At 65.0% G+C, this 26,630-nt stretch carries 22 protein-coding genes; 9 read left to right on the top strand and 13 right to left on the bottom strand.

Features of this window, described 5'->3' with window-relative positions; all coding sequences use genetic code 11:
* Window positions 1-4 precede the first annotated feature (4 nt).
* Together PQ457_RS05185 and PQ457_RS05180 are read left to right on the top strand one after the other, a co-directional pair.
* Window positions 5-1,309, top strand: a complete 1,305-nt coding sequence (locus tag PQ457_RS05185) for an ATP-binding protein (protein ID WP_273618695.1) — start codon at window positions 5-7, stop codon at window positions 1,307-1,309.
* Entirely contained in the window at window positions 1,306-1,842 is a 537-nt protein-coding gene (locus PQ457_RS05180) for a response regulator transcription factor (RefSeq protein ID WP_273618694.1), read from the top strand. Before PQ457_RS05185 ends, PQ457_RS05180 begins: the two co-directional genes overlap by 4 nt.
* Window positions 1,843-2,097: 255 nt before the next feature.
* Here the strand turns inward: PQ457_RS05180 and PQ457_RS05175 are convergent, their stop codons facing one another.
* The 3 genes from PQ457_RS05175 to PQ457_RS05165 all read right to left on the bottom strand — a co-directional run bounded on the left by PQ457_RS05175 (window position 2,098) and on the right by PQ457_RS05165 (window position 7,348).
* Window positions 2,098-3,600: a phosphomannomutase gene (locus PQ457_RS05175; protein ID WP_273618693.1), complete on the bottom strand. Its 1,503-nt coding sequence runs from the start codon at window positions 3,598-3,600 to the stop codon at window positions 2,098-2,100.
* A 169-nt stretch (window positions 3,601-3,769) separates the two neighbouring features.
* Complete coding sequence (locus PQ457_RS05170) at window positions 3,770-4,909, bottom strand: glycerophosphodiester phosphodiesterase (RefSeq protein ID WP_273618692.1); 1,140 nt, start codon at window positions 4,907-4,909, stop codon at window positions 3,770-3,772.
* A 3-nt stretch (window positions 4,910-4,912) separates the two neighbouring features.
* A complete protein-coding gene (locus PQ457_RS05165) occupies window positions 4,913-7,348 on the bottom strand; it encodes a TonB-dependent receptor (RefSeq protein ID WP_273618691.1) in 2,436 nt (811 codons plus the stop codon).
* Between the two features lie 209 nt (window positions 7,349-7,557).
* On the opposite strand from PQ457_RS05165, the gene PQ457_RS05160 reads away from it, so the two are divergent.
* Together PQ457_RS05160 and PQ457_RS05155 are read left to right on the top strand one after the other, a co-directional pair.
* On the top strand, window positions 7,558-8,151 hold the full coding sequence (locus tag PQ457_RS05160; protein WP_273618690.1) for a TetR/AcrR family transcriptional regulator: 594 nt from the start codon (window positions 7,558-7,560) through the stop codon (window positions 8,149-8,151).
* The gene (locus PQ457_RS05155; protein ID WP_273618689.1) at window positions 8,133-9,137 is read left to right on the top strand and encodes a CorA family divalent cation transporter; all 1,005 of its coding nucleotides are present in this window, start codon (window positions 8,133-8,135) and stop codon (window positions 9,135-9,137) included. The genes PQ457_RS05160 and PQ457_RS05155 overlap by 19 nt, the downstream gene beginning before the upstream one ends.
* Before the next feature lie 10 nt (window positions 9,138-9,147).
* Here the strand turns inward: PQ457_RS05155 and PQ457_RS05150 are convergent, their stop codons facing one another.
* From PQ457_RS05150 to PQ457_RS05135, 4 genes are all read right to left on the bottom strand, one after another.
* The gene (locus PQ457_RS05150) at window positions 9,148-10,056 is read right to left on the bottom strand and encodes an SDR family NAD(P)-dependent oxidoreductase (RefSeq protein WP_273618688.1); all 909 of its coding nucleotides are present in this window, start codon (window positions 10,054-10,056) and stop codon (window positions 9,148-9,150) included.
* Window positions 10,057-10,164: 108 nt separating this feature from the next.
* A complete protein-coding gene (locus PQ457_RS05145; RefSeq protein ID WP_273618687.1) occupies window positions 10,165-11,247 on the bottom strand; it encodes a hypothetical protein in 1,083 nt (360 codons plus the stop codon).
* 113 nt (window positions 11,248-11,360) lie between these two features.
* Window positions 11,361-12,386: an alcohol dehydrogenase AdhP gene (gene adhP / locus PQ457_RS05140; protein ID WP_273619255.1), complete on the bottom strand. Its 1,026-nt coding sequence runs from the start codon at window positions 12,384-12,386 to the stop codon at window positions 11,361-11,363.
* 86 nt (window positions 12,387-12,472) lie between these two features.
* Window positions 12,473-13,684: a BaiN/RdsA family NAD(P)/FAD-dependent oxidoreductase gene (locus tag PQ457_RS05135; RefSeq protein ID WP_273618686.1), complete on the bottom strand. Its 1,212-nt coding sequence runs from the start codon at window positions 13,682-13,684 to the stop codon at window positions 12,473-12,475.
* Window positions 13,685-13,771: 87 nt separating this feature from the next.
* Between PQ457_RS05135 and PQ457_RS05130 the strand changes: the two genes are divergently transcribed.
* Window positions 13,772-14,362, top strand: coding sequence for a PAS domain-containing protein (locus tag PQ457_RS05130; RefSeq protein WP_273618685.1), 591 nt, complete (start codon window positions 13,772-13,774; stop codon window positions 14,360-14,362).
* Here PQ457_RS05130 and PQ457_RS05125 read toward each other — a convergent pair.
* From PQ457_RS05125 to PQ457_RS05110, 4 genes are all read right to left on the bottom strand, one after another.
* Complete coding sequence (locus PQ457_RS05125; protein ID WP_273618684.1) at window positions 14,359-15,555, bottom strand: MFS transporter; 1,197 nt, start codon at window positions 15,553-15,555, stop codon at window positions 14,359-14,361. The two genes, PQ457_RS05130 and PQ457_RS05125, sit on opposite strands and share 4 nt — an antisense overlap.
* 39 nt (window positions 15,556-15,594) lie before the next feature.
* The gene (locus tag PQ457_RS05120) at window positions 15,595-17,163 is read right to left on the bottom strand and encodes an amidase (RefSeq protein ID WP_273618683.1); all 1,569 of its coding nucleotides are present in this window, start codon (window positions 17,161-17,163) and stop codon (window positions 15,595-15,597) included.
* Between the two features lie 82 nt (window positions 17,164-17,245).
* A complete protein-coding gene (locus PQ457_RS05115) occupies window positions 17,246-18,043 on the bottom strand; it encodes a proline dehydrogenase (RefSeq protein WP_273618682.1) in 798 nt (265 codons plus the stop codon).
* A complete protein-coding gene (locus tag PQ457_RS05110) occupies window positions 18,040-19,140 on the bottom strand; it encodes a GNAT family N-acetyltransferase (RefSeq protein ID WP_273618681.1) in 1,101 nt (366 codons plus the stop codon). Before PQ457_RS05110 ends, PQ457_RS05115 begins: the two co-directional genes overlap by 4 nt.
* A 99-nt stretch (window positions 19,141-19,239) precedes the next feature.
* On the opposite strand from PQ457_RS05110, the gene PQ457_RS05105 reads away from it, so the two are divergent.
* Window positions 19,240-19,710: a vgr related protein gene (locus tag PQ457_RS05105; protein ID WP_273618680.1), complete on the top strand. Its 471-nt coding sequence runs from the start codon at window positions 19,240-19,242 to the stop codon at window positions 19,708-19,710.
* A gap of 65 nt (window positions 19,711-19,775) precedes the next feature.
* The gene (locus PQ457_RS05100) at window positions 19,776-21,116 is read left to right on the top strand and encodes an amino acid permease (protein ID WP_273618679.1); all 1,341 of its coding nucleotides are present in this window, start codon (window positions 19,776-19,778) and stop codon (window positions 21,114-21,116) included.
* Here the strand turns inward: PQ457_RS05100 and PQ457_RS05095 are convergent.
* Together PQ457_RS05095 and PQ457_RS05090 are read right to left on the bottom strand one after the other, a co-directional pair.
* Window positions 21,113-23,167, bottom strand: coding sequence for a xanthine dehydrogenase family protein molybdopterin-binding subunit (locus tag PQ457_RS05095; RefSeq protein WP_273618678.1), 2,055 nt, complete (start codon window positions 23,165-23,167; stop codon window positions 21,113-21,115). The two genes, PQ457_RS05100 and PQ457_RS05095, sit on opposite strands and share 4 nt — an antisense overlap.
* Window positions 23,164-23,628 (bottom strand): (2Fe-2S)-binding protein, encoded by a 465-nt coding sequence (locus tag PQ457_RS05090; protein ID WP_273618677.1) that lies wholly within the window; start codon window positions 23,626-23,628, stop codon window positions 23,164-23,166. The genes PQ457_RS05095 and PQ457_RS05090 overlap by 4 nt, the downstream gene beginning before the upstream one ends.
* Window positions 23,629-23,770: 142 nt before the next feature.
* Between PQ457_RS05090 and dacB the strand changes: the two genes are divergently transcribed.
* Window positions 23,771-25,240 carry a D-alanyl-D-alanine carboxypeptidase/D-alanyl-D-alanine endopeptidase gene (gene dacB, locus PQ457_RS05085; RefSeq protein WP_273618676.1) on the top strand — a complete coding sequence of 490 codons (1,470 nt, stop codon included), beginning with the start codon at window positions 23,771-23,773 and terminating at the stop codon, window positions 25,238-25,240.
* A gap of 9 nt (window positions 25,241-25,249) precedes the next feature.
* On the top strand, window positions 25,250-26,569 hold the full coding sequence (locus PQ457_RS05080) for an APC family permease (protein WP_273618675.1): 1,320 nt from the start codon (window positions 25,250-25,252) through the stop codon (window positions 26,567-26,569).
* Window positions 26,570-26,630: the final 61 nt, after the last annotated feature.

The raw sequence follows: 26,630 nt of genomic DNA, 5'->3' as shown, positions 1-26,630 counted from the left end.
GGCCATGGCGACCCAACCCACTCCTATGGCCGATTACGATATTGCCCCCGCCTCCTATGGCAACATGGGCCTGCTGGTTCAGCTGCGCTGGATCGCGGTGCTGGGGCAATTGATCACGATCTGGGTGGCGTGGCGCGTGCTGGGCGTGCGGCTGCCCATGGCCGAACTGGTGGCGGTGCCCGCGCTCCTGGCGCTGATGAACATCGGCACATGGGCCTATGGGCGCCAGCGCGCTGGCTATTCCTATCTGGAACTGCTGGGCGCGCTGATGCTCGATGTCGAGGCGCTGAGCTGGCAGCTCTATTTCACCGGCGGCGCGACCAACCCCTTCATCTTCCTGTTTCTGGTCCAGATCATGCTGGGCGCGATCCTGCTGCCCGCGCGGTGGAGCTGGATCGTCGCGCTGGTGGCGTGCTGCGATGTGGCGTTTCTGACGTTTGATTATCGCCCGCTCGATCTGCCCCCGGCCTATGTGGGCGAGCATTTCCGGCTCTATCTGCTGGGCAGCCTCGCCTGCTTTGTGCTGATCGCGGCGCTGCTGGTCTATTTCGTCGTCCGTATGGACCGCAATCAACGCGCCAGCAGCGCCGCCCTTGCCGCCCTGCGCCAACAGGCGGCCGAGGAGAATCATATCATCCGATTGGGCCTGCTGGCCAGCGGGGCCGCGCATGAACTGGGTACGCCGATGGCCTCGATGTCGGTGATCCTGGGCGATTGGGCGCGGGAAAAGACCATTGCGGGCGACCCTGACCTTGCCGCCGATGTGGCCGATATGCAGGCGGAATTGAAACGCTGCAAAACCATCCTGTCGGGCATCCTGATGGCGGCGGGCGAGGTGCGCGGCGAGAACCCCAGCGTCACCACCGCGCGCGGTTTCTTAAGCGAAATCGTCGAGGACTGGCGCGCGCGCAGCCCCGCCCCCATCACGCTGGACGACCGGCTGGGTGAGGATGTGCCGATCATCGCCGACCCGGCGCTGCGGCAAGTGATCGGCAATGTGGTGGACAATGCGCTGGAGGTTTCGCCCGAAGGCATCGCCATAGCCACCGCGCGTGACGGCGACATCTGGCAAATCGCCGTGCGCGATTTCGGTCCCGGTTTCGCCCCCGATATGCTCGATCAGGTCGGCCGCCCCTATCGCTCGACCAAGGGACGCGATGGCGGGGGGCTGGGCCTGTTCCTCGTGGTCAACGTGCTGCGTCAGCTTGGCGGGCGGATCGAGGTCAGCAACACCGAAGAGGGCGGCGCGCTTGTCATCCTCTCGATCCCATTGTCGGCGCTGGCTTTTGCGGGCAAAGGAACATCATGAACAACCCTCTGCCCCATCTCGTCATTGTTGAGGATGATCCCGCCTTTGGCCGCACCCTGCGCCGATCCTTCGAGCGGCGCGGCTATGAGGTGCTGCTGGCCACCAGCCCCGATGAACTGGGCCTGCTGATGAGCAGCACGCGGTTTCAATATGCGGTGGTGGATCTGAAACTGGGCACCGCCTCCGGGCTGACCTGCGTGCAGATGCTGCACGAAAAAGACCCCGAGACGACGATCGTCGTCCTCACCGGTTTTGCCAGCATCGCCACCGCCGTCGAGGCCATCAAGCTGGGCGCGTCGCATTACCTCGCCAAACCGGCCAACACCGACGACATTGAGGAAGCCTTTTCCAAGCGCGAAGGCAACGCCGCCGTTCCCGTCGAAGGTCGCAAGACCAGCATCAAAACGGTCGAGTGGGAATATATCCACACCACGCTGGCTGAATGCAATTTCAACATCTCCGAAGCCGCGCGGCGATTGGGCATGCATCGGCGGACTTTGGCGCGAAAGCTGGAGAAGCAGCAGGTTAAGTGAGGGGTTTGCCGTTTGGAGTTTGCCTCCGGCGGGCAAAGGGACTCGTCCCTTTGCAATCCCATTAATGGGGTAGCGCTAGAATCGTCGCGTTGGGATTGTGTTTTTAAGCCTGCGGCGCGGATTGCGCTGATGGGCGCCGCAGGCTTAAAATCGCTGGCGCTGCGACATTCAGCCAAGGCTGATACGAAGTGCAACGCAGACATTATCGGGATTGCAAAGGGCCCCCGCCCTTTGCCCGCCGGAGGCATAAACCCCTTAAGCCAATTCCTCCAACACCACCTTCAACGCCGCCGCATTGATCGAGGCCGCCTTGGTCACATCATCCGCCTCGCTGTAGCAGCGCAATTCCGGCGCATTGCCCGACCGCCGCAGATGCAGAACCGAACCATCGGCGCAGAACATGCGGATGCCATCGGTCAGATCGACGCGCGTGATCGCCCCGGCAATGCCACCGAAATAGCCTGTCAGGCGCGCCATCTGCTCCTGCGCACCACCTTCCAGCAACGCGGCAAAGATCGCCTCGCTGCGCTCGGTGGCAAAGTTCTGGATGCGGTCGGAATAGGTCACGCGGGGCGGCAATTCGCCCAGCAGATCGGCCACCCGCTGCCCCCGCGCCGCCGCAATCACCGCCACCACCGGCAACACCGCATCGCGCGTCGGCAGCGCGGAAATGCTCCGCCCGCCAAGATCGAAATTACTGGCCAGCAGGAAGCCGCCATTGGCCTCATAGCCGCAAACCTTGTCCTGCCCGGCGGCCAGAGCTGCATTCATCGCGTCGATCACAAAGGGCGAGCCGATCCGCGTGCGTGCGCAATGGGCAAAGGCGCCCGACAGCTCCAGCACCGTGTTGCTCGACACCGGCGTCACCACCGTGCCCGCGCCCAGCGCCCGCGCGCAAAGCACGCCCAGCACATCGCCGCGCAGCCATTCGCCGGTATGGTCGGCCAGCAGGGGCCGGTCGCTGTCGCCGTCGGTGGAAATGATCGCGTCAAAACCATATTCCGCCGCCCATTCGCGCGCCAGCACCACGTCCTCGGGGCGGATCGCCTCGGTATCGACGGGGATGAATTTGGTGGCGCGGCCAATCGGCACACCCTCGGCGCCCAGCGCGTTGACAATGGAAAGCACGATGTCGCGCCCCACCGCCGAATGCTGATAGACGCCGATCTTGCGCCCGGCCAGCGCATCGGCGCCAAAGGCATCGACATAGCGCCCAACATAGGCCGCAACGGCATCGGTGATTTCGGGCAAGGGCGCGGGCGCGGGCGCGGCCAGCATGCCCGCATCGTCAAACACGCCTTCGCCCAGCGTCACCACCTGACGTTTCATGCCCGCCTCGTCCGACTTCAAAACCTCGCCGGCGGGGCGATAGAATTTGATGCCGTTGCGGTCGTCGGGAATATGGCTGCCCGTCACCATCAGGCAGGGGATCGCCTGCCCAAAGGCATAAAGCGCCAGCGCGGGCGTGGGCACATAGCCGCAAAACACCGGCTCTCCGCCGCCATCGCGGATCGCCTGCGCACAGGCGGCCAGAATGCGCGGCGTGCTGGGCCGCAGATCGCCCGCCAGCGCAACGCGCCCGCCCGCATATTCGCCGATTTCGCGCAGATAGGACAGGAAGCCCTGCGTATAGCCGTAGCACACAAGGTCGGTCATCGCGACGACTTCGCCGCGCGCGCCGCTGGTGCCAAATTGCACGCCTGACTTCTGCATCAGCATATCGACGGTAAGCGGAGCAAGCGCGGCGGTACTGGTCATGATGGCCTTCCTGAGCAGGATGATCGTGTTCAAGGCAGAGATTGCCTATATTGAATCCACTATACAACTTCTTGCATTGCAGCAAAGTTCCAAAATGGATTTTACAAACGAACCATATTATTCGCCCGATGCTAACCGAAAGCGATAGTTCCCAGCTTTGAAAAAAGGCTTATTGGCCCCGCGCTTCAAAGCCCAGTGCCGGATCATCGGTGAAAAACCCGTCCAGCCCCAGCGCCAGATAGCGCCGTATTTCGGCCACGCTGCCCGCCGGATTGCGGGCATTTTCGCCTTCGCCATTGCGGAAATCAGCGGCGAGGAATCGGTTTTCCGGGCGGAAGGTCCATGTGCCCACCAAGAGCCCCGCGCGCCGTGCCGCCTCGACCAGCCCGGTCGGCTTGCCCAGCCGCCCGTCGGCCTCCAGCGGGATCAGCATCCGCGTTGCCGGCGCCAGCCAGTCGGCATAGGTGGCGATTTCCGCCAAACCCTGCGGCGTCAGCAGATCGGCCCAGCGCCTTTTGTCGCCCGTCGCTTCGAAATCGGCCGGGCTCTGGCGCGGATCGCCCACCAGTTGCATCAGCTGTATATTCGCGCGCCCCGTAAGCTCGCGGCGCAGCGCCTTCAGATTGGCCACCTCGAAACTCTGGATCACCACCGGCGCCTTTTTCAAATAGGCGCTGGCGTTCAGGCGTTCGATCAGGCGCGGTTCAATCGGCAAACCGATCCCGGCAAAATAGGTCGAATGCTTGACCTCAGGGATCAGGCCGATCACCCGACCGCGCGCCGCCGATTCGGCCGCTACGAAATCGGCGATCTCCTCAAGGCTGACGATCTGGAACTGGCCATCATAGCTCTGGCTCTCGGGCCGCACCGCGCCGAGGCGCTCCTTGGCCCGCAGCGTCTTCAGTTCGGCCAGCGTGAAATCCTCGGTGAACCAGCCGGTCAGCTTTTCACCATCGACGACCTTCTCCACCCGGCGCGCGGCAAATTCGGGATGCGAAGCGACATCGGTCGTCTCGGCAATATTGTTCTCATGGCGCGCCACCAGCACGCCGTCCTTGGTGCAGCACAGATCGGGCTCGATAAAATCGGCCCCATCGGCAATCGCGCGGGCATAGGCGCCCAGCGTATGTTCAGGCCGCAGCGCCGATGACCCGCGATGCGCCAGCAGGATAGGCCGCGCCGGGCGGGCGCGCATGGAAACGCTGCCCCCCACAGGCGCGGCAAAAGCGATGCTCCGCCCCCCCGCCACGGCTGTCGCCGCGACCAGACCTTGCGACAGAACCTTGCGACGAGAGAGCGGATTACGCATCGATCAGAGACCCACCGCCAGAGTGACAAAGAACTGACGCGGGGCCACCGGATAGGCGGCATAGCTGCCAGCATTGTTGAAGCTCGACACCTGCAGCCAGCCCTTCTTGTCGAACAGGTTGGTGACATTCAGGCTCAGCTCGGCTTTCTTGGCATGCACCAGAGCGGCGGGCAACTGATAAGCAATGCGCGCCGAGGCCAGGAACAGGCTGGGGATCGAGGCGTCATTGGTATAGGTGGCATAGCGGCGGCCGATATAGTCGCCGATCAGTTGCACCTCGGCCCCGGCGTAATTCACCGTCAGCATGGTCTTGTTCATCCAGTTGGGCGAGCCGGGGATCTGCTTGCCGCCCGTGGGCACCACGCCCGCGACCGTGGCATAGCCGCCGATCTGGGTGCCGGTGGCGGCGCCCGTCAGGGTTGAATAGTCGCTGGAATATTTCGAACTGTTGTAGCTCAAGGCATTGTACAGCTTCACATGCTGGCCAAAGCCCAGCGTGATCGCCGCGTCCACGCCATTGGTGCTCACGCCGCCCACGTTGAAGAGCGCGGTGGTCGAGGGGTTGATCGTGTTGATCGTGCCCGAGGTGGAGAGCGCCAGCAGGCGGTTGCTGAAATCGACGTGGTAATAGTTGATCTGCGCGTCGATGCTGCTGAGCAGGCCGGTGAAGTTGCGGTGGCTGCGCAGGCCCACTTCATAGACCCATGCGGTTTCGGGGCGGACGTTCGACTTGATGTAATCAAACGCCGCCTGGCTGCCCGTGCTCCACGGATCGGCCGAGCCGCCCGCACCATAGGCCTGGAACTGGCGCAGGTTCTTCTGGATGTTGAAATAGACCTTTTCCGACCCGTTCAGATCGTAATTCGCGCCCAGCGAGGGCAGGAACCAGTTGGTCGAATTGATACGGCCGCTGGGGCGCGGAGTGTTGATTTCCTGCACCGTGAACAGGCCGTTGGCGAATTGGGCGCTGGTCTTGATACCGGCTTCCACGTTCAACCGGCTGTTGACGCGCCATGCGTCCTGAATGTGCAATTGCAGATTGTCGGTGCGCATTTCCACCGCATATTGCGTGATCAGATAGCCCGAGGGACGGATATAGGGGCTGTAGGCGTCCGGCGTGTTCACATTCATCGGATACCAGCGGCGATAGGCCGAGGATTCATTGTGGTGGAACCAAACGCCCGCCTCGATCTGGTGATCGCCCGCGTCAATATTCAGGTTGCTGATGATGCCTTCGCGGTGGATCATATATTCGGTGGTGCGGATGGCATAGCCCGACCCGCCAAACACGGTTTTCAGATCCTGACCGGGGAAATATTTGGCAAAGAGCGAAGGCAGGCCCGCCACCGTGATCGGCCCGGCCACGACGCCCACGCCATCATTGTGGTGGATATAGAACTGGTTGGACCACTTGACGGCCTTCGACAGGTTCACGTCATATTTGATATAACCCAGATAGTCGGTGCGCTGGGCATCCGAATAATAGTTGCGGTAATTGTTGGCCGCCACCGCAGGCACAGCACCGCCGGCATCCAGATAGTTCAGCGCCGCGCTCAGGCTGGGATAGGTAAAGGGGCGCGTATAGGGCGCATAGGCCTGCACCGCATTGGTGGGGTTGGTATAGATGGTGGTGGCATCCTCATTCGGCTCGATCTTGTCCGAATAGGCGAAATAGGCGGTCAACTTGCCGTGGCTGTCTTCATGGATGAATTTGCCATTGGCCTGATAGCCGCCCTGAACGCCTGCAAAGTCCCACGCGCGGGCGCGCTGGCGGCTGCCCGAGAGGAAGAGCTTGTTGCCATTGCCGAACTCGCCCGAATCCACGCGGACAAAGGTGCGCGCCGTGCCATAGGAACCGGCGGTGTGGTTCATTTCCAGCCCGCGTTCGTTCGAGGGATCGCGGCTGGTGATTTCCACCGCGCCGCCAAGGTTGCTGATCGAGGCCACGCCCAGTTCGCCAGCGCCCGTGGCCACCACGGTGCGCCCGGTGTTTTCCGAAATCAGCGCGCGGCTGGGTGAAAGGCCGTTGTAATTGCCATAGTTCTGGTCGCCCAGCGGCACGCCGTCCATCGTATAGCCCAATTGCTGGGCCGAGAAACCGTGGACGAACATCTGCGCGTTCTGCTCGTTGTTGCCCCACGGGTCAGCCGTCACATAGAGCACGCCGGGCAGGCTCTGGATCGCCTTCAAGGGTGAGATACCGGGCAGGATCTTCTGCATTTCGGCCGCCGGAATGGCCGTGGCCGAACGGGTGGTCTTGGCGTTGACGACGATAGTTTCGCCCCCATCGTCAACAGAGGCGGGCGCTTCGGCATCGGCAGCAGGCGCCGCAGCAGGCGCCTCAGCGGCCAGAGCGGGCGTGGTGGCAAGAGCCAGCGAAACAGCGGCCAGCGACAGGCTGGTGCGCATCATGCTGGCGCACAAAGTGATTCGACCCATGGTATTCCCCATTCTTGTGCAGCAAGCCTGCTGCATGTGCGAAGGCCGCTAGGGCAAGGCGATGACCGCAACGCGACAGTTCAATGACAGAACCATGAAAGATATAGCATTTTTGTAAGCCCCGCCCGGTTACACCGCCCCCGTCCCGCCCCTGCGCCCGCCTGCTTGTCCGGTTGCCAATCCCACAGGCCGCGCCTAGTCATGCCATCATGTGCAGCGCGACCACCCCTTCCCGGAAAACCGGCGCAGAAGCGCCCAGCGCCCCGCTGAGCGCCGAACGCATCGTGGGCGAGGCCATCGCGCTGATGCAGGAACAGGGCCTTGACGCCGTCTCGCTGCGCCGCCTTGCCGGGCGGCTGGGGGTGCAGGCCATGTCGATCTATTGGCATATCCCGAACAAGGAGGAACTGCTGCGCCGGATGAGCCAGCGGCTCTATGCCTTGGCCATGGCCGATATGCCCGTGTGCGAGACATGGCAGGATTGGGCCCGTGCCTATGGCCGCGCACTTTGGGCCATGTATCACAGCGCGCGCGATGCCGCGCGGCTGACCTTCTCGCTCGGCTATGTCGAGGAGGATTTCCGCAATTTCCGCCAATATCTGGCCCAGCGCCTGCAACCTCTGGGGCTGAGCGCGGCCGAGGCGGTGCAATTGCATTCGGCCATTCAGGCGCTGGTGATCGGCTGGGCCGGTTTCGACAACACCTATGGCGAGGCGATGGGCAAGCTGACCCCGATCGAACCGGCGGTGATGGACAGTCTGGAAGCACTGATCGTGGGCTCGGAATGTCTGCGCCGGATGTGAAAACGCCCGAACGCGCGCCTGCATGGAGCCAGCCCGGCAACGGCCTGCTGTGGGGCAAGGATTTCCATACCACCGGCCCGCGCGACATTGCCATCGACACGCCGCGCGCCGACGGCGTCTTTCGCTGGCTGCATATGAGTCTGGCCGACAATGGCGCGCGGCAATGGATCGAGCGCGCCGATTTCCTGCCCCAGAATGTGCGCGAGGCGATGCTGGCCCCCGACACGCACCAAAGCAGTTTCGTCGAGGGCGAGACGCTCTCCTGCGTGTTTCAGGATCTCCAGCGCGATTTCGAGATCCGCTATACCGACCGCGCCGGAACGGTCCATGTGGCGATTACGCCCGACATGATCATCACCGCACGGATGCATCCGCTGGGCTTTGCCGATGTGCTGCGCGATCGCTTTGCCGAAAAACTGTTCATCGACAGCCCCCAGCGCGCGCTCGATGTGCTGGTGTCTGCCATTGTCGCCAATCAGGCCGCGCTGGTCACGCAATTGTCGGCCCGCGTGCAAAAGGCCGAGGATGCCGTGCTGGCGGGCAAGGCCCCGCCCTCGGCGCGCGATCTGCTGGAATTGCGGCGGCGACTTTCGATCATCCACCGCATTATGGACGGCACCAAGCGGGTGCTGATGCGGCTGGAGGAGGACGGTGATCTGGACGCCGCGCTCCACCCCACGGTGGAAAAGCTGACCCAGCGCGCGCAGGGGCTGGACGAGGATGTGACCGCCGCGCAAGGACAGGTGCGGATGCTGCGCGAGGAACTGGAGCTGGCCGCCAATCAGCGGATCAACCGCAACCTCTATATCCTCTCGGTGATGACAGTGCTGCTGATGCCCGCCACGCTGGTCACGGGCTTTTTCGGCATGAACACCGGCGCCCTGCCCTTTGCCCATGGTTCGGGCACATGGGTGGCGGGAGGCGTCGCCTTGCTGGCCTCGCTCGCCACCTATCTGTATCTGCACTGGCGCGGTTTTTTCCGTTAAAGCGCCCTGATTACCCGGCGGTTTTCGCAAAAACCTTCGCGCCATTTTGCGCCCAGTCCATCAGCGCGGCGGTGCGGGCCTTGGCGCCTTCGGGATCGGCCTCCATCGGCAGAACGGCATCGACGATACGGTCAAAATGGGCGCGGATCTGCTCCTTGGCTTCGGGATAAGGGATGATGTAGAGGTCGCCCTTCTCGACCCCCTTTTTGGTCCATTCGGCCAGTTCGACCGGGTCCATCCCGTGGCGGTGGATCGAATGGAGCGACTGGATCGTCGCCTCATCCTCGCGGTATCCCGAGGGGCCAAGGCCGGCCGGGCGCAGCTTGCTGGCCTCGGCAATGTTGCTCTTGATATTGGCGGGGCAGATTACCGACACGCCGATATTGTGCTTGGCCAGCCCCTGCGCATAGCCTTCCATCAGATTGATGACCGCCGCCTTGGCCGCCGAATAGGGCGCGGCCAGCGCGCTGCCCGAAAGGCCGCCAAGGGACGAGGTGGTGACGATATGGCCTGGCCTGCCGCTTGCGATCATGCGCGGCACGAATGTCACCATGCCATTGATGACCCCGCCAAGGTTCACCCCGATCAGCCAGTCGAAATCGGCATAGGTGGTCTTTTCCACCGGGCCAAAGCTGTTCACGCCCGCCGTGTTGAACAGCATCGTGGGGGCCGCGCCAAAGACCTGCTCAACCTCGTCTGCGGCGCGGGCATAGGCGGCCCGGTCGGTGATATCCAGCACGATGCCATGGGCGGTGATGCCTTCGCCGCGCAATTGGGCCAGCGCCGTTTCAATCGCATCGGCACGCAGATCGGCGATCACGATTTTCGCCCCTGCCCGACCGAACACCAGCGCCTGCCCCAGCCCCGCGCCCGAGGCGCCACCGGTGATAAAGGCCAGTTGCCCGTTGAAATCCTGCATAAAAGCCATCCTCTCTTACAATGCGGGCGATCTGCGATTTGAGTCGCCTTTGTATGTTATACTTACATTGTAAGAGCCAATGCGCAAGAGCATCGCCATGCCCCGTAATCAGGACCCCAGCACCTCCAGCGCATCGAGATTGGCATCCATGTCCTCCCATGTCGGCTGCCCTCTGGCCTGGCGCAGCAGCAGACCCAATTCGACCGCTTCGGGCCGCAACAGGCGCGCGGCCAGATGCCAGCCGAACCAGCGCCGCGCCGCATCCCGATCCGGCCCGGTCAATTCGGCCGGGTCGCTGCCCGCCTTCATCCATGGCGCCATCGCCCTTTGGCCCAGATGCAGCATCGGTTTTCCGGCAAAGGCGGCCAGCATCCAGCTTTCGCCCTGATCGGTCAGCACCGCCGATGCGCCCGCCACCATGGCCTCGGCCCCATGGCCAGCCATGCCCATACGGTCGGGCGCTGCGGCCACGAAAGCCTCCAGCGCCGAGCGGTCACCATGCAGCCGGTTGAGCGGATGATCGCAAACCTCGATCCGCCATTCCTCGGGCAGGCGCGCCAGCAGCGACTCCAGCAGCGCCACGCCGTCCTGAAACGCGGCATGGCGCAGAAACAGGTTATCCTCATGCTCACAGGGCAAAGACACCGCCAGCGAGGGACGCGACAGGGGAATCGAAACAGGCCCGAACCGCGCCGCCGCCGCCGCCCACAAGGCATCCATCCGCGCCGCCAGATCCTCGGGCAAGTTCCAGACCTCAGGCATGGCGCCGCAGGAAAGCGGCGTTTCCTCAAGCACCACCCATGACGGATCGGTGGCGAAGGGGGCGGCCGCGCCCTCCATGATATAACGCACTGTACGGGGAAACAGGGCAGGCGTGGCAAAATCGCTGCTGCGCACAAGGGTCAGGTCGGGGTTGATGCCTGCCACCGTCTCGATCAGCCCCGGCACCGCCGCGCCATGCGTGCGAAACAGCGCCGGATCGCCCTGATCGACAATATGCCAGCGCAGCTTTTCCTGCGCGATCAAAGGTTCAAGCTGCGGCCCGTCCACCCCGGTGTTGCGCCAGAGCGGGGCCGCCATCACATGGATCTCCTTGACCCAGGGATCGGCGTTGAGCCGGAGCAACATCGGCGTCACAACGGTCTCGAACCACCGTGGCGTGATGACCGGTAGATAGAAGAAAAGACGCATCCCCATTCCCTGCCGCTTGGCGACGAAAGCCCCGCCCCCGCCGCCTCGCCATAGTAACCGGGATGCTTAAAGCATGTCTGACCCGCGTCTCAGCAAAAGCCCCTAGGCCGGTTTCAGAGAGTGAGAACGATGCGCCCCTCGATCTTGCCCGCGATCATCTTGTCAAACACGGCGTTGATGTCGTCCAGCCGGGCGGTCTGGATCGTGCTTCTCACCTTGCCCTCGGCGGCAAAGGCAATTGCCTCGGCCAGATCGCGCCGCGTGCCCACGATCGAGCCGCGCACGGTGATGCGTTTCAGCACGACGTCAAAGATCGGCGTGGGGAACGCGCCCGGCGGCAGACCCACCAGCGCCACTGTCCCCTTGCGGCGCACCATGGCCAGCGCCTGTTCAAAGGCCGGGACCGACACGGCCGTCACCAGCACGCCATGCACGCCCCCGCCTGTGGCCTCGACCACGCGGGCGGCGGCATCGGCGTCCAGCGCGTTGACCGCCAGATCCGCGCCCAGTTCAAGCGCAAGGTCGAGCTTGTCCTGCCCCACATCGACGCCCACGACTTTCAGCCCCATCGCCTTGGCATATTGCACGGCGACATGGCCAAGCCCGCCCACGCCCGAAATCGCCACCCACTGTCCGGGCCGGGCCTCGGTTTCCTTCAGGCCCTTATAGGTGGTCACGCCCGCGCAAAGGATCGGGGCCAGCGGGACCAAATCCACGTCAGCAGGCAGGCGCCCGACAAAGGCGGCGGGCGCCGTCACATATTCGGCATAGGTGCCATTGACCGAATAACCGGTGTTATGCTGCTTTTCGCACAGGGTTTCCCAGCCCGTCTGGCAAAATTCGCATTGGCCGCAGGCATCGTGCAGCCATGGCACGCCCACCGCATCGCCGATCGCCAGATCATCCACTCCTTCGCCAAGGGCGACGACATGGCCCACGCCCTCGTGGCCGGGAATGAAAGGCAAGGTCGGTTTGACCGGCCAGTCGCCATGGGCGGCATGCAGATCGGTATGGCACACGCCCGTGGCCACCAGTTTCACCAACACCTCGCCCCGTGCGGGGGTGGGCACGGGCCATTGCTCGATGGTGAGCGGCGCCCCGAATTCGCGGACGACCGCCGCGCGCATGGTGGCGGGAATTGTGGGGGAAAGCGAAGTCATGGAGAATCTCCTTGAAAGGCTGGCGCTTACCTAGTCCCCGATTTTTCTCCATGCCTTGATGCCGGTCAATCCTTCTGGGCTATGGCCACCCCGGCGGCATGGCCGCTGGCCCATGCCCATTGAAAATTATAGCCGCCCAGCCAGCCCGTCACATCCACCGCCTCGCCAATGGCATAGAGGCCCGGCACGGAATTGGCCTCCATCGTCTTTTGCGACAGGCCGGCGGTGGCGATGCCGCCTGCGGTCACTTCGGCCTTGGCATAGCCTTCGCTGCCATCGGGATTGAAACGCCAGTCGGCCATTTGGGCCTCGGCCGCGCGCAACGCCTTGTCCGACAGATTGCCCAGATCGCCCGTGATCCCCAGCCTTTCGGCCAGCGCCGCCGCCAGGCGATCGGGCAAATGCGCGCCCAACACGCGGCGCAAGGCAGCCTTGGGATTGGCCTTCTTGGCCTCGACCATCCAGCCGGGCGCCAGATCGGGCAGGAAATTGATGCCAAGCGGCACGCCGCGCTGCCAATAGGAGGAGATTTGCAGAATCGCCGGACCCGACAGCCCGCGATGGGTGAAAAGCGCCGCCTCGCGGAAGGCCGCCTTGCCCCATGGCCCATCGCTCACCCGCGCCTCGACCGGGGTGGCCACGCCCGACAATTCGCGGAACAGCGCCTCATCGCCCGGCAAGGTCAGCGGCACCAGCGCGGGGCGCGGCTGCACGACCTTCAGCCCAAATTGCCGCGCCAGATCATAGGCAATGCCGCTGGCCCCCATCTTGGGGATCGAAGGCCCGCCCGTGGCGATCACCAGATGGCGCGCCGTCAGCAACCGGCCCCCGGCCCGCACATGGAACAAGCCGTCGGCATGGCTGACCTCGCCCAGCGAAAGCCCACAGGCGATCTCGGCGCCCCCGATGCGGCATTCCTCGACCAGCATCGCCAAAATCTCGCGCGCCGAACCATCGCAGAACAATTGCCCCAGCGTCTTTTCATGCCACGCGATGCCATAACGCTGAACCAGTTCGAGGAAATCGGCAGGCGTATAGCGCGACAGGGCCGAACGCGCGAAATGCCGGTTGGCCGAGAGATAGCGTTCATGGCTGGCGTGGATATTGGTGAAATTGCAGCGCCCGCCGCCCGAAATCAGGATCTTGCGCCCCGGTTCGGGCGCATGATCGACCACGACCACCCGCGCCCCGCGCTGTGCCGCCTGCGCGGCGCAAAACAGCCCAGCCGCGCCTGCGCCCAGCACGATGGCATCATGAATTTCCGGTGTCGCCTTCATCGCGCCGCCCATAGGCGATCAGGCCGCCTCGCGCCAGCAACGATCTGTCGCTTGGAATAAACCCATTTCTGCCCTAGAACCCCATTCATGTTGCCCGACGAGATGATCCAGCACAGCCCCATCGCCGCCGTCGTGAGCGATCCCCGGCTGCCCGACAATCCGATTATCGCCTGCAATCAGGCCTTTATCGACCTTACCGGCTTTGCCCGCGAGGAAATCATTGGGCGCAACTGCCGCTTTCTGCGCGGGCCGGATACAGAGGATGAACTGACCGAAACGCTGCGCCGCGCGATCCACAATCGCCAGCCCGCGCTGGTCGAAATCCGCAATTACAAAAAAGACGGCACCCCTTTCCGCAATGCCGTGATGATCGCGCCCGTGTTCGATGCCGAAGGCCATGTCGAGTATTTCCTCGGCTCGCAGGTCGAGGTGACGGAACAGGGCGCGCACAGCAGCGATCTGGCCCGCGAACAGGCGATGGAGCGCGTCAACACCCTGCCCCCGCGCCAGCGCCAGATCCTGATCGAAATGGCCCATGGCAAGCTGAACAAGCAGGTGGCGTGGGAATTGGGCCTGTCAGAGCGCACGATCAAGATGCACCGCTCGGCCATGTTCAAGACGCTGGGCGTGCGATCCAGCGCCGAGGCGATCCGCGTGGCGGTTGAGGCGGGGCTTTAACGCGGGCGAAGGGATAGCGCGACGCCCAGCCCCGCCGCGCAAATCCCGCCCGTCAGCGCCACCACGCCGGGCCATTGCCAGTGCTGATAGAACCAGCCGCCAGCCGTGCCGGTGATCCCGGCGCCAAGGTAATAGAACAACAGATAGAGCGAAGCGGCATGGCCCTTGTCCGCCCCCGCCCATTGGCCCACCCAGCCGCTGGCCGCCGCATGGGCCGAGAAAAAGCCCAGCGTCAGCAGCAGAATGCCCGGCACGATCAGCCCCAGCGCGCCTGAAAGCGTCAGCAGCGCCCCGATCAGCATCGCCGCCAGCCCCATGGCCAGCACCGGTCGTCGCCCCCATGCCTCGGTCATATGCCCGGTGACGGATGAGGAGAAAATGCCCGAAATATAGGTCAGAAAGATCGCGCTCATCGCGCCATGACCCAGCGAAAAGGGTGGGCGAACAAGGCGAAAGCCGACATAGTTGAACAAGGTGACAAAGACGCTCATCAGCGCGAAGGCGATGAAGAACAGGCGCAGCAGCCCATTATCCTGCATCAGCCGCCACCACACCGCCCGATGATGCGCCCAGCCCAGCCCCTGCTGGGGCACAAACCGGCGCGAGGGCGGCAGAAGCAGGCCAAAACCCAGCGCCGCCGCCAGCCCCAGAGCGCCCATCGCCCCCAGCGCAATGCGCCATGAGCCGAACTGCGTGAACCATCCCGTGGCAAAACGGCCCATCATCCCGCCAAAGGCCGTGCCCGCGACATACAGCCCCATGGCCTTGACCAGATCGGCAGGGTGCATTTCCTCGGCGATATAGGCCATGGCGACGGCCGGAACGCCCCCCAGCGCCACCCCTTCGAGCAGACGCGCCGCCACCAGCCATGGCCAATGCGTGGCCGCCCCCGCCAACAGATTGAGCAGGCTGGCCGCGATCAGCGAGCCGAGCATCAAGGAGCGGCGCGGCATCGCCTGACCGATCGCGCCCGCCAGAAACACCGCCACGGCCAGCGCCCCCGAGGTCAACGACAAAGCCAGCGAAGCCCCCGCCGGGGCCAACGCAAATTCGCGCGCGAATTCGGGCAGCAGCGGCTGGACGCAATAGAGCAGCGAGAAAGTGGCATTGCCCGCCAGAAACAGTGCGAGGCTGGCCCGGCGATATTCGGCGCTGCCCCGGCGCATTCCGGCAAAAGGGACCCGTTCAGTCATAGCGCGGCGATGCGCCAGCAGGCGGCGGATTCCAAGCGCTTACTTTTCCACCGCGCCCTTGAACGCCGCCCCGGCATCGACGCTGGCGCGATAAGTCGGCGCAACCCGCGCCCGCGCCGCCTGTTCATAGACATAGCCCGCGCCCAGTAATTTGCCCTCCTCATAGGGCCGCGCGATAAAGGACAGGCCCACCGGCAATCCCCCCACCAGCCCCATCGGCACAGTGAGATGCGGATAGCCCGACACAGCGGGCAGGCCGCTGGCCGAAGGTCCGCGCCCCTGATCGGTATAGATGGGGTCGATCAGCCACGCCGGGCCCGTGGTGGGCTGGACCAGAATATCGGCCTTGGCCAGCATCACTTCGAGCCCTTCTTTGGCCGCCAGACGCACGGATTTGGCCCGCGCGCCCAGATATTCCGGATCGGCAATGCCGCGTGTTTCCTCGGCCTCCTCAAAGCTTTCCTGCGCGAACAGGGGCATTTCGGCCTCGGCATTGGCACGGTTAAAGGCAATGATGTCGGCCAGCCTGCGCAATTTGACCGCCGCCGTGGCCCCGGCCAGATAGGTGTTGAGATCGGCCTTCAACTCGCTGCGCAACACCTCCTGCTCAGCCGCGCCAAGGCCGTCGAGGTTGGGCCGCGCCACCTCGATCAATTCGGCCCCCTGCGCCTTGAGCACATCGAGCGCGGCGGCAAATCGCGCGCCCAGAGCCGCACCCATCGTCGGGCGATAATAGGCCACGCGCACGCCCTTCAGGCTGGCGTGTTCCAGCGGGGCGGCATAATCCTGTTTGTGGGCATCGGCCTCCGTCGTGGCGGGATCGGCCGGATCGCTCCCCGCCATGGCCGAGAGCATCATGGCCACATCGCGCACGCTGCGTGCCATCGGGCCGGGCGTGTCCTGACTGTGGCTGATCGGCACGATATGGTGGCGGCTGACCAGCCCCACCGTAGGTTTAAGCCCCACCAGACCGTTCACCGAGGAGGGGCAGACCACCGAGCCATCCGTCTCCGTCCCCAGTCCGCCCGCGCCAAAACTGGCCGCCACGCCCGCCCCTGTGCCGCTGGATGATCCACATGGGCTGCGGTCCAGCGCATAGGGGTTGCGCACCTGTCCTCCAACCGCACTCCACCCGGAAATCGAATGGGTCGAGCGGATATTGGCCCATTCCGACAGATTGGTCTTGGCCAGGATCACCGCCCCGCCCGCGCGCAGCCGCGCCACCACCGGCGCATCGCGCCCGCCCACATTGTCGCGCAGCGCCAGACTGCCCGCCGTGGTGGCGATGGGGTCCTGCGTCTCGATATTGTCCTTGATCAGGATCGGCACGCCATCCAATGGCCCCAGCGCCTTGCCCGCCCGCCGCCGCGCATCCGAAGCCCGGGCCTGCGCTATGGCGTCGGGGTTGATGGCGATAATCGCGCGCAATTGCGGCCCCTTGCGATCCATCGCGGCGATGCGCTCCAGATACGCGCCCGTCACCGCCTCGCTGCTGACCGTGCCCCGCTCCAATTGGGCCGAGATTTCCCAGAGCGGCACTTCCTCCACTCTGGTTGCGGCCTGTGCCGTCTGCGCCGCCAATGCCCATGCGATCCAGTAAAGCCTCATGCCGCCCCCCTTTGTGCCGCCACGCGATTAGCCCGCAGCCGCCCACAAGCAATGCGTCGAATCTGCATAAAAAGAGGAGGCCTCAAACCCGCAACAGATCCCGCATATACCAGACCGGCAAATAGGGCCGCGCCAGCGCCTTATCGATGGCATAGGGCCACCATCCCGGACCAAAGGGCAGATAGACCCGCACATTCACCCCCAGATCGCGCGCCATATCCATTGTCCGCGCGCGCGGCAGGCCCCGCAACTGCTCCAGTTCGCAAGGCGTGCCGCCGCGCAGCAGCGCCTCCAGCGCCCGCCCCGCCAGCGCCGGATCATGCGTGGCCACCGCCACCGGGGCGGCGCGCCCGGCCAGACCTTGCGCCAGCGCGAGATAGCGCGAGGGATCATCCGCCGCCGGATCGGCCCATTCGCCCTTGACCAGCCGCAGCCGCAGCGGCGCATCGGCAAAGCGCGCCGCATCCGCCACCGACCGCGCCCAACGCGCCGGGATCGCGCATCCCACATCAAAGCCCTGCGCCGACAGGTCCGCCATCGCCGCATGGGTCGCGTCGGCCAGAGCGGGCGCATGGGCATCAAGCACGATGGGCAACCCGCCCTGCGCAATCCGCCGCAGGCGCGCGACGTCAAACCCCAATTGCGGCGCCTTGACCGCCAGCAGCGCCGCAGATCCGCCCATCGCCGCGCAAAGCGAAAGATTGGCCGCCTCCACCTGATCCGGCCCGTCGCCATCCCCGCCGAAATAGCCATAGCTGAGCAGCAGCCCCTTGCGGGCCAGAGCGCGCGCCAGGGCCGCCACATCGGGCGAGGGCAGCCGTGCCCCCAACCAGCCGGGCAAAGCATAGCGCAAATCGCGCAGCGCGGCCCACAGGCTCATTGGCCCAGCCGCGCCCTGACCCACGCCAACCCGTCCTGAACCAGCGCCACCATGCCCTGGCGCGAATAGGGATAGGTGCGCAGATGCACCATCGGATGCGCATCCTGCGTCCATAATTGCGCAATCCACGGTTCCACCCCGCCCAGCAATTCGTAGGCCGCCAATCCGCGCCGCGCCGCATGGGCCAGCGTATGGAGCATCAGCAATGCGCCGGGCGAACAACGGGCATAGGCCTCGTCAAAGCCGATCTTGAACAGCCAGAAACGCCCGTCGCTTTCCAGCGCCAGCTGCATCGCGGCGGGGCGGTTGTCGATCCGTATGAAGGCGATGCGCAGCGTGCCCTCCTGCGCCGCATGGCGGAAATAGGCGCGGAAAAAACTCTCCTTGCCCGCATCCATGGCCATGGCCGTGCCCGCCGCACGCTTCCAACTGGCCAGTTCGACCGCCAGCGCCTCGTCGAACAAGGCGTCGAATTCGCCCGGATCGGGGGCAATGATTTCGTAATCCACCCGGCCCATGGCCGCGGCCCGCCGCGCGGCGCGGCGAAAATCGGAACGGCGGCCCGCGTTGAACGCCTGCTCGGGCCTGTGCCATTTTTCATCCAGCGCGATGGTCGGGCAGGCCAACGAAGGGCGCAGCGACACCAGCCCCTTGCCTCGCATCGCCGCCTTCAGGGCCGGGATCAAAGGCGAGGCGACGGGCAGGCGGTGCAGCTCCACCGCCCGCCTGTCCTGTGCCAGCAGGGAGGCGATCTGCGCGGCGGCGGCATCATCGGCATAGGCGCCGTCGCAGGCCTCATAGACCTCCTGCGCGCCGGGCTGGCGCCAGCGGGCGGAAAAACCCGCGCCCCGACACAGCGGCAACAGCGCCGCAATCCCCTTGTCGCGCCGGGCGATCAGCACCTCGAAATGATCCCCCGCCTGCATCGTGGCCGCCAGCGCGGCGACAAAATCGCGCGATCCGGTGGGCGATCCGCCCAGACGCCGCCACGCCTGCGCCAGAGGCCCGCCGCTGCGAAACCGGTCCAGCCCGAGCACCACCTCGTCCGGCAAACGCTCACCCGGCCACAAGACCTTGTCGAACAGCGCGTGTTTCACCCGAAATTCCCTCCGCGCGGAAGGAATAGAGGAAAACCCCTAAAAATTCCTTGGGTCACCCGGCTGGCATCGGCGACGGCGCGGCCCCATAATGCGGCCATGCCCCGCCCCGCCATCCGCCCGCTGACGCCCGCCGAAAAGGATATGACCGCCGCCATGTTCGGGCCGGCGCTCGATCCCGAACCGGTGCGGGTGATCCGCCGCCGGTGGTGGTGGTTCCAACCGCGCAATGTGGTGATGGCCCCGCGCGGGCATCTCCATTTCCACCCCGACAGCCATCTATGGCACCCCTGCTTTGCCCAAGGGTCGCCCGCCGCGCAGGGCCTGTTCATCCACGAAATGGCTCATGTCTGGCAGCATCAGGCGGGGATGAACCTGCTGCTGCGCCGGATGCCCTTTTGCCGCTATGATTATGCGCTGCGCCCCGGCGCGGCCTTGGGCGATTACAATATCGAGCAACAGGCCGAGATCATCCGCCACACCTTTCTGCTGCGGCAAGGCGCATCATGGCCCGGTGCGCCGCATCTGGGCGATCTTGAACGGATCATCCCTTTTGGCCGGGCAAAATAGCGTATCGGGCAGGACTTGACCCGGCCCGCTTCCCCCTGTTCACTCAGGATCAGGGGAGACCACGCTTGGCCGCACATGACAACCAGCTTCAGGCCGCGCTGAAATCGCGCCATGTCTCGATGATCGCGATCGGCGGGATCATCGGCGCGGGGCTTTTCGTCGGCTCGTCCAGCTCCATCGCGCAGGTCGGCCCGGCGGTGGTCATGTCCTATGGGCTGGCGGGGCTGGTTGTACTGATGGTGATGCGGATGATGGCCGAAATGGCCGCGCTGCGCCCCGGCCTTGGCGCCTTTACCGAACTGGTGCGCGAAGTATTGGGGCCGCGCGCGGGCTTTGTCTGCGGCTGGCTCTATTGGTATTTCTGGGTCATCGTCGTGCCGATCGAGGCGATTGCCGGGGCCAAGATCCTGCATATCTGGATCGACGCGCCGGTCTGGGCCATCGGGGTCGCCCTGCTGGGGATGCTGACCGGGGTGAACCTGATGTCCACCCGTTCCTATGGCGAGTTTGAATACTGGTTCTCGCTGATGAAGGTGCTGGCCATTGTCAGCTTTATCGCGATTGCGGGGGTCTGGGTGTTCGGCCTCACCTCGCCCAGCGGGCCGACATGGAGCAACCTCAACGCCTACGGCGGCTTTGCCCCGCATGGCTGGGGCGCGGTTCTGGCGGGCACGGCCAGCGTGATCTTTGCCCTGACCGGCGCAGAGATCGCCACGGTGGCGGCGGCCGAATCGCATGAACCGGCCCGCACCATCGCCCGCATCACCAGCAGCGTGGCCGCGCGGATCATCCTGTTCTATGTGCTCTCGCTGCTGCTGATCGTGGCGGTGATGCCATGGACATCCATCGTGCCAGGCACATCGCCCTTTGCCATTGCGCTGGGCCATATGGCCATTCCCCATGCCGAATTCGTGATGAACCTTGTGGTGCTGGTGGCCGTCCTCTCCTGCCTCAATTCGGGCATGTATGTGACCAGCCGCGTGCTTTTCGTGCTGGCCGACAAGGGCGATGCGCCCGGATGGCTGGTCGCGGTCAACCGGCGCAAGGTGCCCGCCCGCGCGATTCTGATCGCCAGCCTGTTCGGCTATCTGGCGCTGGCGGCCTCGGTCATCTCGCCCGAACTGGTGTTTTCCTTTCTGGTCAATGCCTCAGGCGCGCTGATGCTGTTCATCTATTTCACCGTGGGCGTGGCCCAGATCGTCCAGCGCCGCCGGATCGAGGCGCAGGGCACGGAGCGGATGCCCATCCGCATGTGGCTGTTTCCCTATCTCTCCTATGCCACGTTGGGCGCGATCCTGAGCATTCTGGTGGCGATGATGTTTGCGCCCGCGCGCCGGGTGGAACTGATCAGCAGCCTTGTCACGCTGGGCGTGGCGATGGCGGCGGCGTGGTGGCGGCGGCGTTAAACCGCCAGCGGCAATTTGCGCAGGCGCTGCCCACTGGCCGCAAAGACCGCATTGGCCAGCGCGGGCGCCACCACCGCGCAGGGCGGCTCGCCCATACCGCCCGGATCGGCCTGACTGGCGATGATATGGGTGGCGATGCGGGGCGCCTCATTCATGCGCAGGATGCGGAAATCGTGGTAATTTGACTGCTGCGCCGCCCCGTCCTTCATGGTGATCTCGCCATAAAGCGCGGCGGAAAGGCCAAAGATCACCCCGCTCTCCACCTGCGCCTCGATGCCCAGCGGATTGATGGCCAACCCGCAATCGACCGCAATGGTCACGCGCACCGCGCTGATCTGGCCATCAGCCACCTTGGCCTCGACCACGGCGGCAATATGCGTGCCCCATAGTTTGAGCACGGCCATCCCCATGCCCTGCCCCGGCGGCAAGGCGCGGCCCCAACCCGCCTCCTTGGCCGCGCGGGTCAAGACCGCCCGGCTGCGCGCATCCTCCATCAGGGCGAGGCGATAGGCCAGCGGATCGGCCCCCGCGCCATGCGCCAGTTCATCAATGAAACTTTCCACCACAAAGCAGGAGCGCAAGCCCCCCACCCCGCGCCACCAACTGGTCGGCACCGCGCTTTCCACCTGCTGAAACGTCACATGATGGGCGGGTACGGCATAGGGCATTTCCACCGCGCCCTCGATGGCATCGGCGTCCACCCCCTTGAACCCGTCGCCCATCAGCCGCGCCATGATCGAGGAACCGGCGATGCGATGCTCCCACGAGGCGGGCCGCCCCTTGTCGTCGACCACCGCGCTGATCCGGTCGGCATAGGCGGGGCGGAACATGTCGTGCTGCACATCCTCCTCGCGGCTCCACACCAGCTTGACCGGATAGGCAACCTGCCGCCCCAATTCGACCGCGCGCAGCACCATGTCGGTTTCCAGCCGTCGCCCGAAACCGCCGCCCATCTGAAAGTTGTGAAAGACCACCTTGTCCTCGCCCAGTCCCAACGCCTTGGCCGCATCGGCGCGGGCCTGCGCGGGCACCTGCGAGCCGGACCAGATTTCACAGGCGCCATCCGTCACATGGACGGTGCAGGCCAAAGGCTCCATCGCCGCATGGGCCAGAAAGGGCTGGTGATAGGTGGCGGAAAATTCCCGGCCCCGTGCGGTGTTAAGGTCGCCCTGCGCCTTGGCCGAATGGCCGGGGCGGGCCAGCGCCGCGTCCAGATCGGCCAAAATCGCGCCCTGATCAGCCGGTTTAGGCCCCGGCGCCCATTGCACATTGGCCACCACATAGCCCTGCAACGCGGCCCAGTAATGATCGGCCACGACAAAGACCACATCGCGGCCCTTGACCAGTTTGACCACGCCGGGGGTGGCCAGCGCCGCCCCCTCGTCCAGCCCCGCCAGCGTCCCGCCATAGATCGGACATTGCGCCAGCGTGGCGACCTTCATGCCGGGCAGACGGAAGTCGATGCCGAACTGCATTGCCCCGGTGATCTTGGGCCGCGCGTCGATGCGGGGGGTGGGCCGCCCGATCAGGCGCAGGTTCTGCCGCAGGGGCGCTTCGCGGGGCAGGACAGCGGCCGCAATCAGATCGCCCATCGCGATCCGCCGCTTGCCGCAAACCACGATGCCATCGACCAGATCGCAGCCTTCCGAGGGAATGCCCCATTGCCGCGCCCCCGCCTCGATCAGGGCCACGCGCGCGCGCGCCGCCGCCTGCCGCATCGGCTTGTACACTTCGCGGATCGAGGTCGAGCCGCCCGTCTCCTGCGTGATGGGGGCAAAGCGGGGCGCGTCGCCATCGGGAATGCTCACCCGCACCTTGTTCAGGGCCACGCCCAATTCCTCGGCCACCAGCATGGAGAGGGAGGTGATCACCCCCTGCCCCATCTCGGTCTTGGGCAAGGCCAGTTCGACGCCCATCGCGGTGATGGAAATATAGGCATTGGCCGCCAAGGCCCCGCCGCCCGCCCCGCGCGCCACCGGCACCACCAGCGCCGCGCCCACTGCCGCCGCGCCCTGCAGCACGCTTCGACGCGAAATTCCGCCCTCGCTCATCGCCCGCCTCCTGCTGCCAGTTTTACCGCCTTGCGGATGCGCGGATAGGTGCCGCAGCGACACAGGTTGCCGCTCATCCCTTCGTCAATCGCCGCATCGTCGGGGCGCGGATTGGCCTTCAGCAAGGCGCAGGCCGCGATCAATTGGCCGGGCTGGCAATAGCCGCATTGCACGACATCGACCTCCTCCCACGCCTGTTGCAGCGCCGCGCCATGGGGGTCATCGCCCAGCCCCTCGATCGTGGTCACATCGCGCCCGATCACCGCGCGCAAGGGCGTCTGGCAACTGAAGAACCTTTGCCCCCCGATCAGCACGCCGCAGGCCCCGCAAAGCCCCACGCCGCATCCGAATTTCGTGCCTGTCATGCCCACCATATCGCGCAGCACCCACAGCAGGGGCACATCGGCGGCGGCATTGTCGATACTGTGCTTTTGCCCATTCACGCTCAGGATGATCGGCATGTCATGTCCCCCTTGGCGGGCAAGCTAACCCATGGCGCATAGGCGCGAAAATACGCAAAGCTCGCGCGGGTTTGGCCCTTTGCGGCGGCGCGGCATTCTGCAATGATCGGACGATGGGCCATTACAGGAGACATTTGCTACCATGCGCCTGACCAAGACCGGGCTTGCCACGATGGCGGCGCTTTGGGCATTTTCCGTTCCTGCTTTTGCCGCCGATCTTGAAACACAGATCCGCGCCGTTCTGAACAAACCGGCTATCGAGGGCACGCGCTGGGGCCTGCGGGTGGAGGACAAGGAGGGCCATGTCATCGCCTCCATCGCCCCGGATGAGAGGTTTCAGCCCGCGTCCAACACCAAGGTCTTTGTCACCACCGCCGTGTTTGACGCGATGGCGCGCGCGCCTTTTCCCAATACGGGCAATGGCGTGCGGATCGAAAGCGATCACGGCCGCCAGAATATTGTGCTGATCGGGCGCGGCGATGCGATGATGAAGGACACGCCCGATTGCGAAAAGGATTGCCTTGCCGCTCTGGCCGATGCCGTAGTGGCCAATTTGCGAATTAAGGGCGGGGTAAAGCGCGTGGGCGATGTCATCGGCGATGACAGTTTCATGCCCTTTGAACGCTGGATCATCTCCGACCGCATCCGCCCCGGCACACGCACCCAGATTTCCGCGCTGACCATCAATGACAATGAACTGACTGTGCTGGCCAATCCGGGCGATGCGGTGGGGGCGCCGGGGCGGGCCGCGCTGGAAATCGCCGCGCCCGAAATGGAGATCGTCAACCAGATCACCACAGGCGCGCCCGATTCCCGCGCGGAGGTCATGGTCGAGATGATCCCCGGCACGCGCCAGATCCGCCTGTTCGGCTCGCTGCCCCTTGGCGGCAAGGAGCAGAGGCTGGATTTCGACATCGACGATCCGGCCGATTATGCCGCGATCCGTCTGGCCCAATTGCTGCGCGAACGGGGCGTGAAAGTGACCGGCCATCCTCGCGCCCGCCATGCGCCGATGGGGCCGGTGGATCTGATCCCCGCGCCTGTCGCGCCTGCCATTCAGGCCAAGGATCTCTCAACCCTTACCCCGCCTGATCTGATCGAGGATCTGACCGTCACCTCCAAGGTCAGCCAGAACCTGCACGCCCATCTGTTCCTGAAAAAACTGGCGCTGACGCAGGGCTTTTCGCCCACCACGCCTGCCGGGCGGATCGTGCTGAACCAGACCATTGCGCGGGCCGGGCTGCCCGCCTCGGCCTATGATTTCTATGACGGTTCGGGCCTTTCGCCCGACAATCGCATCACGCCGCGCGCGATGGTGCACTATCTCCATTGGGTCGAGGCCCAGCCCTGGGCGGCCGATTGGCGCAAGACATTGCCCATCGGCGGGGTGGACGGCACGCTGGGCCGCCGGATGAAAAATCCCGTGCTGCAAGGCAAGGTCTTTGCCAAGACCGGCACCTTGCTGGCGGCCAATGCGCTGGCGGGCTATCTGGTGGCGGCCAGCGGGCGCGAACTGACCTTTGCCATCTATGCCAATGACCGACCCTCGGGCGCGCCCTCGGTTCTGCCCACGATGGACGAGGCGCTGGCGCTGATCGCGGCGGCCAACTAAAGCACCACCATGAGCAGTCATCAGCCGCAACGGCACCTTCACAGCCTGCATGCGATGCTGCTGGCGCTGGGCATGATTATGTCCACCGATGCGCTGAAAACCGCGCCCACGATTGTCGCCTCGATCGGCCATTGGCATTTTCTGGGCCTGTGGATGGCGGGGGCGGCGATCTCGATTGTCGGCGGACTGTCCTATGTCGAAATGGCCGCCGCCTTTCCCGATGCCGGGGGCGAATACAGCTTCATCCGCCGCGCATGGGGCGAGAGGGTAGGCACGCTTTACGCATGGTCGCGCTTTGCCATTATGCATACCGGATGGGTGGCGCTGATGGCGCATCTGGCCGCCGATTATATCGGGGGGCCGCTGGGTCTGGGCGCGGGCGGGCGGCTGGTGATCTCGGTGGGGCTGGTGGCGGCGATGACGGGGCTCAATCTGGCCCATGTGCGGCTGGGTTTCCTGACGCAGGCGGCGCTGGTGCTGGCCGTGGCGCTGGGTTTTGTCAGCGTCATTCTGGCCGGGATGGTGGTGCCCGCCGCGCCGGTTTTGCCTGACGGGCCGCGCCCGCCGATGGGCGGAATCGCGGTGGCGCTGATCTATATCTTCCTTGCCTATGGCGGGTGGAGCGATGCGGCCACGCTCTCGGCCGAGGTGCGATCCGGGCGGCGGGGCATGTTCATTGCGGTGATGGGCTCGATCGGCCTGTTGGGGCTGATCTATGTCGCGCTCAACTGGGCGCTGATGCGCGGGCTTGGAGAAGGGGCGCTGGCCCGCTCGGTGGCGCCGGCGGCCGATCTGGCGCGCATGGCCTTTGGCTGGCCGGGGCAGGCGCTGGTGATGGCGGTGGTGGGCATATCGGCGGTGGCCAGCATCAATTCGACCATCATCGTCTGCGCGCGCACCACCTATGCCGCCGCGCGCGATCATCCCGGCCTTGGCGCTCTGGCCCATTGGCATCCCACGCGCGGCGCGCCCACCCGCGCGGCGCTGGCGGTGGGAGGCGTGTCGCTGGTGCTGACGCTGCTTTCCGCGCTGACGGGCAGTGGGTTTAACGCGATGGTCGATTACATGACGCCGGTCTATTGGCTGTTCATCGGCATGGGCATGGGTGCCGCGATCCGGCTGCGGATCATGCATCCCGCCCTGCCCCGCCCGGTCAGAACGCCGCTCTTTCCGCTGTTTCCCGCCATTTTCATCGCTCTGGCGGCCTATATGCTCTATGCCTCGTTTGTTCAGCTTGGGCTGGGCGCAGTGTTTGGCGCAGGGGTTCTGGCACTGGGCGCGGGGCTGGATTTTCTATTGCGCCGCCGCGCGCAAGCATACGCAAAATAGCGCTTTACGGCGGTCTTGGCGGCGTCATCCCCGCGTGCCACAAAGGCATGTCTTTCCATCA

The sequence above is a fragment of the Novosphingobium humi genome (genome assembly GCF_028607105.1).
Classification (GTDB): Bacteria; Pseudomonadota; Alphaproteobacteria; order Sphingomonadales; family Sphingomonadaceae; genus Novosphingobium; species Novosphingobium humi.
The sequence above is the reverse complement of the archived record's forward strand: the minus strand, read 5'-3'. Positions and strand labels throughout refer to the sequence as shown.